Annotated in this window: 14 protein-coding genes; 2 read left to right on the forward strand and 12 right to left on the reverse strand. The window is 65.3% G+C overall.

The window, feature by feature from the left end:
- Positions 1-38 precede the first annotated feature (38 nt).
- From HAPAU_RS13275 to HAPAU_RS13285, 3 genes are read right to left on the reverse strand one after another with little or no spacing between them, the layout of a single operon-like run.
- Entirely contained in the window at positions 39-434 is a 396-nt protein-coding gene (locus HAPAU_RS13275) for a DUF6276 family protein (protein ID WP_066383557.1), read from the reverse strand.
- Positions 435-476: 42 nt separating this feature from the next.
- Positions 477-1160 carry a V-type ATP synthase subunit D gene (locus HAPAU_RS13280; protein ID WP_066383558.1) on the reverse strand — a complete coding sequence of 228 codons (684 nt, stop codon included), beginning with the start codon at positions 1158-1160 and terminating at the stop codon, positions 477-479.
- Positions 1161-1209: 49 nt separating this feature from the next.
- On the reverse strand, positions 1210-1998 hold the full coding sequence (locus tag HAPAU_RS13285) for a helix-turn-helix transcriptional regulator (RefSeq protein WP_066383559.1): 789 nt from the start codon (positions 1996-1998) through the stop codon (positions 1210-1212).
- 218 nt (positions 1999-2216) lie between these two features.
- On the opposite strand from HAPAU_RS13285, the gene HAPAU_RS13290 reads away from it, so the two are divergent.
- The gene (locus HAPAU_RS13290; protein ID WP_066383735.1) at positions 2217-3179 is read left to right on the forward strand and encodes a DMT family transporter; all 963 of its coding nucleotides are present in this window, start codon (positions 2217-2219) and stop codon (positions 3177-3179) included.
- A 15-nt stretch (positions 3180-3194) separates the two neighbouring features.
- Here the strand turns inward: HAPAU_RS13290 and HAPAU_RS22000 are convergent, their stop codons facing one another.
- Complete coding sequence (locus HAPAU_RS22000; RefSeq protein WP_211263575.1) at positions 3195-3506, reverse strand: hypothetical protein; 312 nt, start codon at positions 3504-3506, stop codon at positions 3195-3197.
- Between HAPAU_RS22000 and HAPAU_RS13295 the strand changes: the two genes are divergently transcribed.
- A complete protein-coding gene (locus tag HAPAU_RS13295; RefSeq protein ID WP_211263576.1) occupies positions 3493-4296 on the forward strand; it encodes a hypothetical protein in 804 nt (267 codons plus the stop codon). The genes HAPAU_RS22000 and HAPAU_RS13295 overlap by 14 nt on opposite strands.
- 61 nt (positions 4297-4357) lie before the next feature.
- Here the strand turns inward: HAPAU_RS13295 and HAPAU_RS13300 are convergent, their stop codons facing one another.
- From HAPAU_RS13300 to ahaH, 8 genes are all read right to left on the reverse strand, one after another.
- The gene (locus HAPAU_RS13300; protein WP_066383561.1) at positions 4358-5818 is read right to left on the reverse strand and encodes an ATP synthase subunit B; all 1461 of its coding nucleotides are present in this window, start codon (positions 5816-5818) and stop codon (positions 4358-4360) included.
- The gene (locus HAPAU_RS13305) at positions 5818-7581 is read right to left on the reverse strand and encodes an ATP synthase subunit A (protein ID WP_066383563.1); all 1764 of its coding nucleotides are present in this window, start codon (positions 7579-7581) and stop codon (positions 5818-5820) included. Before HAPAU_RS13305 ends, HAPAU_RS13300 begins: the two co-directional genes overlap by 1 nt.
- A gap of 12 nt (positions 7582-7593) precedes the next feature.
- Positions 7594-7920: a V-type ATP synthase subunit F gene (locus HAPAU_RS13310; protein ID WP_066383566.1), complete on the reverse strand. Its 327-nt coding sequence runs from the start codon at positions 7918-7920 to the stop codon at positions 7594-7596.
- Positions 7917-8996, reverse strand: coding sequence for a V-type ATP synthase subunit C (locus HAPAU_RS13315; protein WP_066383569.1), 1080 nt, complete (start codon positions 8994-8996; stop codon positions 7917-7919). Before HAPAU_RS13315 ends, HAPAU_RS13310 begins: the two co-directional genes overlap by 4 nt.
- Positions 8993-9574 (reverse strand): V-type ATP synthase subunit E, encoded by a 582-nt coding sequence (locus HAPAU_RS13320; protein WP_066383571.1) that lies wholly within the window; start codon positions 9572-9574, stop codon positions 8993-8995. Before HAPAU_RS13320 ends, HAPAU_RS13315 begins: the two co-directional genes overlap by 4 nt.
- 22 nt (positions 9575-9596) lie before the next feature.
- On the reverse strand, positions 9597-9863 hold the full coding sequence (locus HAPAU_RS13325; protein ID WP_066383580.1) for a F0F1 ATP synthase subunit C: 267 nt from the start codon (positions 9861-9863) through the stop codon (positions 9597-9599).
- A gap of 148 nt (positions 9864-10011) precedes the next feature.
- On the reverse strand, positions 10012-12273 hold the full coding sequence (locus tag HAPAU_RS13330; RefSeq protein WP_066383581.1) for a V-type ATP synthase subunit I: 2262 nt from the start codon (positions 12271-12273) through the stop codon (positions 10012-10014).
- The gene (gene ahaH / locus HAPAU_RS13335) at positions 12260-12592 is read right to left on the reverse strand and encodes an ATP synthase archaeal subunit H (RefSeq protein WP_066383583.1); all 333 of its coding nucleotides are present in this window, start codon (positions 12590-12592) and stop codon (positions 12260-12262) included. Before ahaH ends, HAPAU_RS13330 begins: the two co-directional genes overlap by 14 nt.
- Positions 12593-12601: the final 9 nt, after the last annotated feature.

The raw sequence follows: 12601 nt of genomic DNA on the forward strand, positions 1-12601 counted from the left end.
GAGCACCACGAGCGCCTCTCCTCCTGCCGCTCGTCGGTTCAGCCGAGCAGTTGGACGAGTTGATGACGACGGCGCTCGACGTCGAGCGCGAGGTCGAGAGAGGGGTCGTTCTCCAGATGGTCGAGCGCCGAGAGCGGATCGACGCCCGCACGCTCGATGCGCTCTACGAGTTCTTCTATTTCTGAGCGATACAGCGCCAGCGACTCACAGAGCGTCACCAACAGCGCGAGCGCGAGCGCGGTGTCGGGATCGTCGGGAAGCCCGGTAGAGAGCGCCGCGACATCGGCCGGGTCGTCGACGGGCTCGGCTTCGGCGGGCACGACGGAGAGACAGGTCCGACAGACGGCAATGGTCCCGGGCTCGCCCGGCAGATACGCGACGAGATCCGGGGCGGAAACGAGCAGGGTCTCGTCGCCACAGGTAGCACAGTCCATAAACACGAGAGGGGAGGAGGGAACTAAAACGAGGCGGCGTTCTCAGTCGTCGGCCGGGATCGGCTCGCCCTCGGTCACGTCGGGCTCGCTCTCCTCCTCTTCTGCCTCCTTCTTGTCCTTGATCTTCTTCATGCGGAAGATCTCCTCGCGCTCCTGTTCTTCGAGCTTCTGCTCGATGTACTCCTGGTTCTCGTAGAGCGTCGGCAGGAGGGTGAACTCGAGGGCGTTAACCCGTCGCTTCGTGGTCTCGATCTCATCGAGCATCTTCTTCATCGCCGTTTCGACCTCCGCGACGAGGATGATCGTTTCGAGGAGGTCCTCGTAGGCGTCGGCGGCCTCGTCGATGCGCGCCGAGGAGCCGAGCACGCCGTAACCGCGCTGGTCGAGGCCCTTTTTGACCCGCGTCGACTCGATCTGCGGGACGACCACGCCCATGATGTTCTTCGACTGGAGCGTGATCTCGGGGTGTTCCTTGAGCGCCTCGGCGGCCCCGCGGATCGCGATGTCGCCCTCCATCGCACGTGCCATATCGAGGGTGCGCTGGGCGCGCTCGTAGTCGGAATCGAGGTCCGAGCGCACGTCCTGAGCCTGATCGAGGATGTCCATGAACTCCATGATCAGCCCGTCGCGTTTCTTCTCTAAGGTGTCGTGGCCGCGCTCGGAGAGGTCGATGCGATCCTCGATCGCCATCAGGTTCTTCCGAGTCGGTTTGACGTCCTTGGCCATTACGTGGGGGTTGCACGCGAACGCTGTTAATCCTTTTCAGTCGACCGACCTAGAGGGCGTCGGGCTCAAGCGGCGTCGCCGCGTTCCAATACTCCTCGTGGACCGACCGTGCCCACGACAGCACCTCGGGATCGTCGGTGTCGATCGCCGCCTGCAACACGCCGTCGTCGTCGCGCACCAGGAGGTACACCCGGCCGTCGACGATCGTGATCGCGATCGGGATCTCTTCGGGATGGCGGCGGATAGTTGCACTCTCAGCGGTAGCGAGTTCACACAGACGAACTCGTAGGACATCGTCCTCGGCGAGCGCGTCGATCGCGGCCCGTGAGAACACCCCGTTGAAGCGCTGTCGGCCGGCGACGACCCGCTCGCGGACGGTCTTCAGGGTCCCCTCATTGAACGCGTGCGAACAGACCCGAACCTCTTCGGCGTGTTCGAGCGCCTCATTTACCCGTTTGACCGGCGCACTCGGGCGCGTTCGGCTCGGGACGGTGATCGTTGCGTCGCGCAGGCGCCCGAGATCGAACCCCATTACGTCCGCCGGGAGCCACTCCATCACGGGGCGCAGTTTCGACTCGGTCTCCATGATCGCGAGCAGGTCCGTCACGCCGTCGGCGACCAGGCGACCCGTCGCCGTCGCCGCGTACTCCCGTCCGGTCCGAGAGATCCAACGCCGCTCCTCGAAATCGCGGAGGATCCGCCCCAGCGTCGGCTGGGAGGCGCCCGTCGCGTCGGCGAGCTCGCTTCGCGTGTGTGGCTCCTCCGCGAGCGATTCGAGGACCATGACGCGGTTCGACGAGAGGGCGAGAAACTCGATCTCCGCGAGCGCCGACTCCATACGGACCCTCGACGACGACTTATCAAAACGGTTTCGTACCGTGAAAACGATTCATTTCACGATTCTCTTCCACGACTTCCCCGTTCTTTCGATTGTTGAATCCATTTCTGGACAGATATAAACGTCCTACGCGCCTATATGGGAACGAGAATGATTCCTCTAGTACGTCCTCGGTCGAAGGGGTGGTGGCGATAGACTCGTCGACCCGCAGCGTCGTCATGTTCCTCGCGACGGCGGTGTTCTTCGGGGGCACCTTCGTCGCGGCGAAGGCGGGCATCGAGTACATGCCGCCGCTGTTGTTCGTCGCGCTGCGCTTCGACATTGCAGCGGTGTTGTTGCTCGGCTACGTCCTCCTCACCCACTCGCGCGAGGAGTGGGTCCCGAGGACGCGCGCCGACGTCGCCGGGATCGCCGCCGCCGGCCTGTTCTCGATCGGGCTGGCGAACGCGATGCTCTTTCTCGGCCAGCAGTACGTCTCGAGCGCCGTCGCCTCGATCGTCTTCAGTCTCAATCCGATCCTGACGCCGGTGTTCGCGGCCGTCCTGCTCTCGGACGAACGGCTCTCCGCCCCGGAGGCCGTCGGGATGGTCGTTGCGCTGCTGGGCGTGGCGATCGTGATCGACCTGGATCCGGCCAACCTGCTCACGAGCGCCGGCCCCGTTCACGCGATCCTGCTCCTCGGCGCGATCGGGGCCGCACTGGGTGGCGTGCTCATCCGGCGGGCCGACGCCTCGATGCCGAGCACCGCCCGCACGGCCTGGGGTCTGCCGGTGGGCGCGCTGCTCTGCCACGTGTTAGCTCTCTCGCAGGGCGAACACCTCGCCGCGATCGAGTGGACGTCAGAGGGTCTAGTGGCGCTTGGCTATGTAGCTGTCTTCTCGGGGGCGCTCGCGTACATCGCGTACTTCGGCCTCCTCGACGAGATCGGCGCGATCCGGACGAACCTCGCGTTCTACCTCGTCCCGGTCGTCGCGGCACTCGGCGGGTGGGTCTTCCTCGGTGAGGCGATCACCCCGGTGACGATTGTGGGTTTCCTCGTGGTGTTCGCGGGCTTTGCGATCCTCAACCACGGCTGGATCGGCCGCGAACTGGCGGGCCTGCGTAGCTCGTTCGGGACCGACGCGCACTCATCGGAGGGGGCGTGCGTCGTGGGCGAGAACAACTGGAACGAGCAGGACTGAACGGCCTTTTGACGATCAATCCGGATCCCACGGCACTTTCCGTTCGGCGGACAGTGGGGACGTATGAGCGATATCGACGAGACGACCGAGCGTAACGACCCTCCCGAATCCCAGCCCGATCCGGGCATCGGCGAGCGACTGGGCCTCGAGGAGCTTCCGCGCTGGATCTATCTCGACGGGCATCGCGGGCTGCTCTCGGCGCTGCTGTTGGCGGGCGTCTTCGGGGCGAGCCTGCTTCTGGTCCGGGTCGGGCTCGTCACGCCGTCGGAGGCCGGCGACGTCACGGCGCTCTCGGGGGGCGTTGATCGGCGGGATGCTACCCTTCATCACCGTCGTGCTCGCGATCAACCAGCTCATCCTCTCGGCGGAGTTCGGCACGACGGGCGCGTTTCGCGAACGACTCGAGGAGACACACCGCTACCGGGAGGACATCGAGGACCATACGGATGTCAGCCCGAGCCCGGTCGAGCCGTCGGCGTTCCTCCGGACGCTCATCCGGACGAAACGCGAGGTGACTGCGGGACTTCGTGAGGAGCGGCCGGCGGACGCGTCGTCGGCGCTCCGGGAAGAAGTCGAGGACTACATCGACTTGGCGGCGCCGAGGGACGACGCCGCAGTCGACGATCTCGAAGGGGCAACCTTCGGCACCTTCGGCGTCATCTCGATCATTCTCGACTACGACGACCCCTGGCAGCTACAGGAGGTCCGCCGGATCCGGGAACGGTTCGCGGACGAGATCTCTGGGCCGATTGACGACCGACTGGGTCGCCTGGAGGCGCTGCTCCGGGACATCCACGTTGCCCGCCAGTACTTCAAGACGGTGTACATGCAACAGGAGCTCGCGGACCTCTCGAAGGTTCTGCTGTACGTCGGCTTTCCGGCGCTGGTCGGCGGCGCGTTCGTCATTCTCGCCTACGGCAACTTGCTGGAACTGGAGCTCCACCCGTACGTCTACACCTTCGTCGTCAGCTCGACGATTACGGCGCTGTTCAGCCCCTTCGCCGTGCTGTTCGTCTACGTGCTCCGGATCGCGACGGTCGGCCGCCGAACGGCCGCGGACTTCGGCCCGTTCGTGCTTCAACAGCGGATTCCCGACGACGAGCCGGACGGCGAATAGCGCGTAGCGCGTTCCGAAACCGGTAATGGCGCAGAAAGGGGACGACGTCGGTCGTCGGTGATCAGTCGTCGGCCTCGACGCCGACGGCCTCCTCGCTCGTCTCGCTTTCGTCCTCGGGGTAGTACTTCTCAATGAGCTCCTCGTCGATCCGGTTGAGCTCCGTCTTCGGGAGCATCCCCAGTAGCTCCCAGCCGATATCGAGGGTCTCCCCGATGTCACGGTTGTTCTGATAGCCCTGCTGGACGAACTCGTTCTCGAAGCGATCCGCGAAGTCGAGGAACTTGTTGTCCCGCTCGGAGAGGGCCTCGCGACCAACGATGTTCACCAGGTCGCGCAGGTCCTCACCTTCCGCGTAGGCGGCGTACATCTGGTCGGAGACGTCGGCGTGGTCCTCGCGGGTCAGCCCCTCGCCGATCCCGTCGTCCATGAGTCTGGAGAGGCTTGGCAGGACGTTCACCGGCGGCTCGATCCCCTGGGAGTTGAGCTCCCGGTCCATCATGATCTGACCCTCGGTGATGTATCCCGTCAGATCGGGGATCGGGTGGGTGTCGTCGTCGCCGGGCATAGTCAGGATCGGGATCTGTGTGACCGATCCCTCGCGCCCTTTGATCCGGCCCGCTCGCTCGTAGAGCTGGGCGAGGTCGGTGTACATGTAGCCGGGATAGCCACGCCGGCCGGGCACCTCCTCGCGGGCCGCACCGATCTCGCGCAGTGCCTCACAGTAGTTGGTCATGTCCGTGAGGATCACGAGCACGTGATAACCCTTCTCGAAGGCGAGGTACTCCGCCGTGGTCAGCGCCAGTCGGGGCGTGACCTGCCGTTCGACCGAGGGATCGTCCGCGAGGTTCATGAAGACCACCGAGCGTTCGAGCGCGCCGGTACGCTCGAAGTCGTCGATGAACTCGTTTGCCTCCTCGGCGGTGATCCCCATCGCGCCGAAGATCACAGCGAACTCGCTTCCTTCCTCTTCGTCTGTGGCTTCCTCCTCCGTCGAGTCGTCGTCCGTCTCGGCCTCGGGCATCGTCGCCTGCCGGGCGATCTGGAGCGCCAGATCGTTGTGGGGCAGTCCCGACGCCGAGAAGATGGGGAGCTTCTGGCCGCGCACGAGGGTGTTCATCCCGTCGACCGCCGAGACGCCCGTCTGGATGAACTCCTCGGGGTACTCGCGTGCGTAGGGGTTGATCGCCGCCCCGACGATGTCCTGGCGTTCTTCGGGGACGATCTCCGGACCGCCGTCGATGGGCTCGCCCGAACCGTCGAGGACCCGTCCCAGCAGGTCCTCGGTGACGGGCATCTTCATCGTCTCGCCCAGGAAGCGCACGGAGGCCTTCCGGTCGATTCCGGTCGTGCCCTCGAACACCTGGATCGCGGCGATGCCGCTCTGGGATTCGAGTACCTGACCGCGCTTTACCTCGCCGCCCGGCGTCTCGATCTCGACGATCTCGTCGTAGCCAACGGGCTCGTCGATCTCGACGAACACGAGCGGGCCGCTGATCTCGGTGATGGTTTGATACTCTTTCATCAGTATTTCTCCCTGAGTTGGTCCTCGATGTCTCCCTGAAGCTCCTCGACGTACGCCTCGTAGTCCTCCTGGGTGCCGATCCGGTTGAGCCGTGGGGCGGCGTCGATGGCGGTGATCTCCTCGACGGGCACGCCGGCTTCGAGCGCCGCAAAGGCCTCGTCGTTGAACGTCTTGATCGCCTGCCAGATCAGATACGACTTCTCCGGCGGCGAGAACTGGTCGACATCGTGAAACGCGTTCTGCTGGAGGAAGCCCTCACGGAGGTAGCGCGCGACCTCGAGGGTGAGCTGCTGGTCGTCGGGCAGGGCGTCCTTGCCAACCAGCTGGACGATCTCTTGCAGTTCGCTCTCCTCGTCGAGGACGTCGACCGCCCACTGACGAACCTCGGGCCAGTCCTCGGCGACGTTCTCGACGAACCACGGGTCGAGCTGGTCCTTGTACAGCGAGTAGGACTCCGTCCAGTTGATCGAGGGGAAGTGACGCCGTTCGGCGAGGTCGGCGTCCAGCGCCCAGAACGTCTTGACGATCCGCAGGGTGTTCTGGGTGACCGGCTCCGAGAAGTCCCCGCCCGGCGGCGACACCGCGCCGACCGCCGAGATCGAGCCCTCGGTGCCGTTGATGTTCTCGAACAGCCCCGCGCGCTCGTAGAACTGCGCGAGACGCGCCGCCAGATAGGCGGGATAGCCCTCCTCGCCGGGCATCTCCTCGAGACGTGAGGAGATCTCCCGCATCGCTTCGGCCCACCGAGAGGTCGAATCGGCCATCAGCGCGACGTCGTAGCCCATGTCCCGATAGAACTCCGCGATGGTGATTCCCGTATAGACACAGGACTCGCGGGCGGCGACGGGCATGTTCGAGGTGTTCGCGATGAGGCAGGTCCGGGCCATCAGCGCGTTGCCCGTCTGTGGGTCCGGCAGGTCCGGGAAGTCGTCGATGACTTCGGTCATCTCGTTGCCGCGCTCGCCACAGCCGATGTAGACGACGATGTCGGCGTCCGAGAACTTCGCGAGCGACTGCTGGGTCACCGTCTTACCCGATCCGAACGGGCCCGGAATCGCCGCCGTCCCGCCCTTCGCGAGCGGGAACAAACCATCTTGAACGCGCTGGCCGGTCACCAGCGGGCGGTCCGGCGAGCGTTTGTTCTCGGTCGGACGCGCCTGTCGGACCGGCCACTCCTGGCGCATCGCGATCTCCTCACCCGAATCGAGTTCGACCACGGTCTCGGTGACGTCGAACTCGCCCGACTCGACCGCGGTGACCTCGCCGCCCTCCGAATCGGGCGGGACCATCACCTTGTGGTCGACGCTTTTGGTCTCGGGAACGATGCCGAGGATGTCGCCGGCCTCGACTACGTCGCCCTCCGTGACTTCGGGCGTGAACTCCCAGGTCTCCTCGAGGTCGATCCCCGGTGCGTCGACCCCGCGGTCGAGAAACGCGCCCATCCGCGATTCGAGGACGTCGAGCGGGCGCTGGACACCGTCGTAGATGGTGTCGAGCATACCCGGCCCCAGATCGACCGAGAGAGGCTCGCCCGTGTTCTTGACGGGGCCGCCGGGGCTGATACCCGAGGTCTCCTCGTAGACCTGAATGGTCGTAACGTTGCCTTCGATCTCGATGACCTCGCCCATCAGGCCTTCCTGTCCGACGTAGACGACGTCGTTCATCCGGGCGTCGAGATCCGTCGCGGTCACGACCGGACCGCTCACGCTCTCGATCCGACCCTCACTGACGACGTCGATGTCGGTCTGTGTTGCTTGGCTCATGTGTGTTGTAGTTCAGTTGTCTTCGTCCATCAGGTCGATACCGATCGCGCGCTTGATCTTCCCGCGCAGTCCGCCGCTTCCCGCGCCGCCGCCGAGCATGACGAACGTCGGTTCGACGCTCGTCTCGACGCGCTGGCGCGGCTTCCGGGAGAGGTACTCGAGGTCGTCTTCGTGCATGATCGCGATGCCGACCTCGTCGTTTTCGAGCACGCGCGAGACGGCCTCGTCGAGTTCCTCTTCTTTCTCGTCGTCGGGGACGTTCTCGAAGACGCGAACCCCGGCGAGTCGGAACCCGGTCGTGAACTCGGGACTGCCGATCGCGGCGATCTCCTGGCTCATAGTATCACCAGTTCCTCGGTGATTTCCTCCTCGCTCAACCCGGCCTCACGCCCGCGGGCGATCGCCCGGATGTTGTCGACCTCGCGTTCCTTCGCGAGGATGTACGACAGCACCGAGGCGATCGTCATCGGATAGCGGTTCGCGAGGCGATCCGCGTACGCCGACAGCGCGGTGTCTAACGCGTGTTCGAACGCGATCAGGCTCTGACCCTCGGCCTCACGAAGCCCGACGAGCGCCTCGTCGAGACGGTCGCCGTAGGTGCTCTCCTCGATCCGTCCCAGTAACTCCTCGCGGTTCGCGACGAGTCCCGACAGCTCGTGCCGTTCGAACAGCGTCCCACCCTCGATGAAGTACTCGCCGGGGTCGATCTCCGCGCCGGTCCGGGCGAGTCGCAGGGCGTTTCTCGCGTTTCTGAAGTCGATCTCCGCTCTGAGAAACTCGGCGTAGCGGGTGACCGGATCGTCGGCCTCGCCGCTCACCGCCCCGACGTTGTCGAGGATGTGCTCGTAGTAGGTCCGGTCGGCGGCGTTCTCGAGCGGGACGAGGGTGTCCGTCCCCTCGTAGTCCTCGTAGGCCGCTTCGAGGGGATCGCCGAAGATCGTCCCCTGTAGCTGGTCGACGACCTCCTCGATCGAGCGCGCCTCGAGCAGGCGGTCGATCTCCCGATCGCTGAACTCGCCGGCCCGGATCAGGTCCGATTCGATGGTCTCCGGGTCCGCCCCGGCGTAGATCCCCCGAATAACCGTTTTGACGTTCCAGGCGTCGAACTTCCGGAGGTAGTTCGCGATAAACTCGTAGAGGCGTCCCTCGGCCCAGTCCAGCAGGTCGTCGAAGTGTTTCGCGAGGTTCGCGTGCAGCGCGTACTCGATCAGGTCGACGCCGCTGTGGCGCGCGCCGAGCGCGTTGATCTCGCTCTCGTATTCGGTCTCCTCCATGAACCGGGCGATCTCGCTGGGTCCCATCCGGACCAGCTTACGGTACTCCTCCTCGTCGAACAGCGCGGCGCGGCGGACGCGAACGCGGGCGTTGACGTACTCCGGGTTCGAGCTCCCGATCGTGCGCGTTCTGGGGCTCATTGCTCGAACAGACGGCTGCTAGCCTCTTTGAGGTTGTCCTCCCAGACGGTTTCGAGTACCGAGTCGAACGTGTTGTTCACGCGGATCCGTGAGGCCTCGCTCTCTGCGACGACGCCACCGAGACAGTCGTACTCGCCGGCGTACTCGTAGCCGTCGTAGGACTCAAGCAGCGCGACGAGGAGCGCCTCGTCGTCGGCCCGTCCGTAGACCTTGACCGATGCGCCCTCGTCGAACTCCGCGGCGGCGGCGGCGAGCAGTTCGTCGGTGAGCTCCTCGCGGCGCTCGCCGTCGATCGACGCGACCTCCGCTTCGACCCGCTCGCGGACGTCTTCGAGGACGTTCCGGCGGGCTTCGAGGCGTTTCTGTTTGGCTTCGAGGTTCGCACTCGAGAGTCGCTGCTCGCGCTCCTGTTCGATCCGGCGCTCGATTTCGCGTTCGCGCTCGGCTTCGATCTCGGCGGCGTCCGCTTCGGCCTCGGCGATGATCGCTTCGGCTCGCTCCTCCGCGTCAGCTTCGATCTCGCGGGCCCGCGCGCGGGCTTCGTCTCGAATGTCCTCTGCGACCGTTTCTAAACTCATTGATGAAGGGAAAGGGGGGCGTTCAGGCGACGAACACGACGACCAGCGCGAGGATCACGAGCGTCTCGGGCAGGACCGTCAGGATCAGGCCGAGACCGAACAGATCGCGATCCTCCGCGATCGCGCCCATCGCCGCGCTACCGATACCGCGTTCCGCATAGCCCGCACCCAGCGCCGCCAGACCGACCGCAAGCGCCGCCAGCCCCGTGTTCTCGATAGCCGGGCCGCCGCCGCCGGTTTCTGCTTGCAATACGACTGCGTCCGCGAGTGCGTTGGCGATTTCGTACATGGTGGATCTCGTGTAGTGGGTTTCCGTACCCGAACAGTCCGTAGTTCGCCCCAGTGCCATCATAAAACTTGTTAAAAAAAACGACGCAGACCCGCTGTACCCCACGCAAACTGGTAGCATAGGGCTCGAAAGAAACGCGCCGGGGAAGTTACTCGGTCGTGTGCGTTCGGTCGGTGCCGAACGGCTCGTAGGTCTCCCCGCCGCCGTCGTAGAACTTCCCGAAGAACTCGACGTACTCCAGACGGACTGCCTGCAGGCCGGCGCTCGTGACACCCAATACGAGCACGAACAGGTGGCCGACGACGAGAATGAGGATGCCCGCCAGGATGCCGCCGATGCCCGAGTGGAACAGACCGCCGAACATGACCTCGGTGACTTCGTGTCCGTGGTAGGTCCCCTGTTCGAGGTAGTAACTCGGGGCGTGACCGGTCCCGAAGTGCCACTCGGCCTCCTCGCCCTCACCGACCACGAAGACGCCGAAGACGAGCAGGTTGACGACGAAGGCCATTCCGGCTTTCGCCAACAGGACCGCGGCGATCCGGGTGTACGAGAGGACGTTGACCAAGACGTTCAGGAACTCGACGCCCTCGACGGGGTCTGCCCGCACCAGGAGGACGAGGCCGGCGAAGAACGCCACTAGGCCCACGAAGCCGACTACCGTCGGGAAGCCGGCAAAGCCAAGCGGGAACGGGTTGCCGGCGAAGACGCTCTCTGGGCCGTACAGCAGACTGGGTGCGGCGCCGAAGGGAGGTGTGCCGGCGAAGATCCACGACCAGACGCCGAAGAGCATCAGCAGCCACGAGCCGCTCTCACCGAGTGCATCACCGAAGCCGTGGCTCTGGTAGTTCTCGACGAAGTCCAGGACCCACCCGATCGCCAAGTGGAGCATGCCGATCAGGAGGCTCAGGACGAGCCAGCCCAACGCCCAGTTGCCGTGGTAGGGCTGGAGTCCCTTGTGGATGGGCGCGGAGCCGCCCCAGAGCACGTCGGCGATGATATGGAAGCCGAATATCTCACCGTAGAGGATACCGAAAACGAAGGTGAAGATACCGGCCCAGATGCCGATACCGCCCAGACTGCGGAGCATGTCGCTGTCGAAGCCCCGATAGAGCCCGTAACCCATCGCCATGTAAAGGATGCCGTAGCCGACGTCCCCGATCATGAACCCGAAGAACGCGGGGAACGTCAGAAAGAGGAAGATCGTCGGGTCGAACTCGGAGTACTTGGGACGGTTGATGATGCTGACCAGCGACTCGAACGGCTTCGCGTAGCCGGGGTTGTCCTGGATGACCGGCGGCTCGTCGCCGTGCATGCTCGACTCGCTCGCGGTCCGGCCGCCATCGGGGCGGGGCTCACCGCCGTCCGAGCGGACTTCGCGAGCGCCATCGCCGTCGGCGGCGGTCGCGGGCTGGCGCTCTGTGTCGCCCGTATCGCCGGGTTCCTCGTCGTGGGCGTGACCGTGCCCGGACGCGACGTCGTCGTAATCGACCCGTTCGAGCTCCTCGCACTCGACGTGCTCGCCGACCTCGGCGTCGAGGGCGGTTTCGAGTTCGCCGTAGCGGTCGGTCGGGACCCAGCCCTCCGCGATAAAGGAGCGGTCCGTCGTCGCAAACGAGAGGGGCACCTCGGCCTTCTCGACGTCGATCGAGAGCTGTTCTTCGACCGCGAGCAGGAAGCCCGCGACGTCGAGTTTTAGCTCCTCGATCTCGCCGTCGAGGTCCGAGAGCTTCGAGTCGATCTCCCCCTTCCTGCGTTCGAGGTCGGCGGTGTACTCCTCGGGGCTCGTTTCGGCGTCGGGAACCGAATACGGCGTGACCTCGACGCCGACGAGCGCGTCGTCCAGAACGTCCTCGTGGCCCGCCTCGGGGTAGACGAAGATCGCGACGACGCCGTCCTCGGCGAAGGTCTCGAACTCGCTGATACCCTCAGCGGTCGAAAGCGCCTCGCGGATCTCGGCCTCGTCGCCCTCGACGACGCGGGTTTCGAGTGAGTCGTAGCCCGACAGCAGGTCGAGGTCGATCCCGAGGGTCGCGAAGGGACGAACCGACGAGAGCCGTTCGTCGATCCCGCGGCGTTCCTCCCGGAGTTCGGCCCGTCGGTCGTCGAGTTCGTTGACGCGGGCCCGGACCTCCTCGATTTCGGTGTCCATCTCCTCGTCCGTGACGATCCGGCTCGGGCCGGCGTCCTCCTCGTCGACGTCGAGGATGCTCTCGATCGCACGCACCGTCACCAGCGTCTCGGAGATGCCCTCGGCTTCGGGGGACGGATTGCCGGGTCGAAACCCCTCCCACCGGTCGTCGTAATCGACCATGTGGACGAGGTTGAGCCCGTGGACGGTCTCGATGACGTCGTCCATCACCCGCTTTGCGCCCGTCACCGAGACCTTGCTCATCCGCTCAGGTCTGAGCATGCACCGCCTCCTCGAACCGGGACACGACGTACTCGACGACCTCGTCTTTGCGCCCCGCGGAACGCGATTCGAGGGCCTCGCGTTCCTCGTCGCCCCGGGCGAGGATCTCCTCTCGCTCGGCGTCGATCTCCTCGCGGGCCTCTTCGAGGCGTGTTTCGGCGAGATCGTTCGCCTCCTCGCGCGCCTCCTCGCGGATGTCCTCCGCTCGGGCGCGGGCCTCGGCGATGCGCTCCTCGCGCTCGCGTTCGGCCTCGGCGACGATCTCGTCGGCCTCCGCTTCGGCCTCTTTGATCCGGTCTAAAACCTCTGGCCTCGGCATACTGTAATC

It is taken from the genome of Halalkalicoccus paucihalophilus, from assembly GCF_001593955.1.
Lineage (GTDB): Archaea > Halobacteriota > Halobacteria > Halobacteriales > Halalkalicoccaceae > Halalkalicoccus > Halalkalicoccus paucihalophilus.

What these genes read in the sequence shown, in the direction of transcription:
- HAPAU_RS13275 (WP_066383557.1), bottom strand. Translation starts at nt 434, where the DNA reads ATGGACTGTGCTACCTGTGGCGACGAGACCCTGCTCGTTTCCGCCCCG.
- HAPAU_RS13280 (WP_066383558.1), bottom strand. Translation starts at nt 1,160, where the DNA reads ATGGCCAAGGACGTCAAACCGACTCGGAAGAACCTGATGGCGATCGAG.
- HAPAU_RS13285 (WP_066383559.1), bottom strand. Translation starts at nt 1,998, where the DNA reads ATGGAGTCGGCGCTCGCGGAGATCGAGTTTCTCGCCCTCTCGTCGAAC.
- HAPAU_RS13290 (WP_066383735.1), top strand. Translation starts at nt 2,217, where the DNA reads ATGTTCCTCGCGACGGCGGTGTTCTTCGGGGGCACCTTCGTCGCGGCG.
- HAPAU_RS13295 (WP_211263576.1), top strand. Translation starts at nt 3,493, where the DNA reads ATGCTACCCTTCATCACCGTCGTGCTCGCGATCAACCAGCTCATCCTC.
- HAPAU_RS22000 (WP_211263575.1), bottom strand. Translation starts at nt 3,506, where the DNA reads ATGAAGGGTAGCATCCCGCCGATCAACGCCCCCCGAGAGCGCCGTGAC.
- HAPAU_RS13300 (WP_066383561.1), bottom strand. Translation starts at nt 5,818, where the DNA reads ATGAAAGAGTATCAAACCATCACCGAGATCAGCGGCCCGCTCGTGTTC.
- HAPAU_RS13305 (WP_066383563.1), bottom strand. Translation starts at nt 7,581, where the DNA reads ATGAGCCAAGCAACACAGACCGACATCGACGTCGTCAGTGAGGGTCGG.
- HAPAU_RS13310 (WP_066383566.1), bottom strand. Translation starts at nt 7,920, where the DNA reads ATGAGCCAGGAGATCGCCGCGATCGGCAGTCCCGAGTTCACGACCGGG.
- HAPAU_RS13315 (WP_066383569.1), bottom strand. Translation starts at nt 8,996, where the DNA reads ATGAGCCCCAGAACGCGCACGATCGGGAGCTCGAACCCGGAGTACGTC.
- HAPAU_RS13320 (WP_066383571.1), bottom strand. Translation starts at nt 9,574, where the DNA reads ATGAGTTTAGAAACGGTCGCAGAGGACATTCGAGACGAAGCCCGCGCG.
- HAPAU_RS13325 (WP_066383580.1), bottom strand. Translation starts at nt 9,863, where the DNA reads ATGTACGAAATCGCCAACGCACTCGCGGACGCAGTCGTATTGCAAGCA.
- HAPAU_RS13330 (WP_066383581.1), bottom strand. Translation starts at nt 12,273, where the DNA reads ATGCTCAGACCTGAGCGGATGAGCAAGGTCTCGGTGACGGGCGCAAAG.
- ahaH (WP_066383583.1), bottom strand. Translation starts at nt 12,592, where the DNA reads ATGCCGAGGCCAGAGGTTTTAGACCGGATCAAAGAGGCCGAAGCGGAG.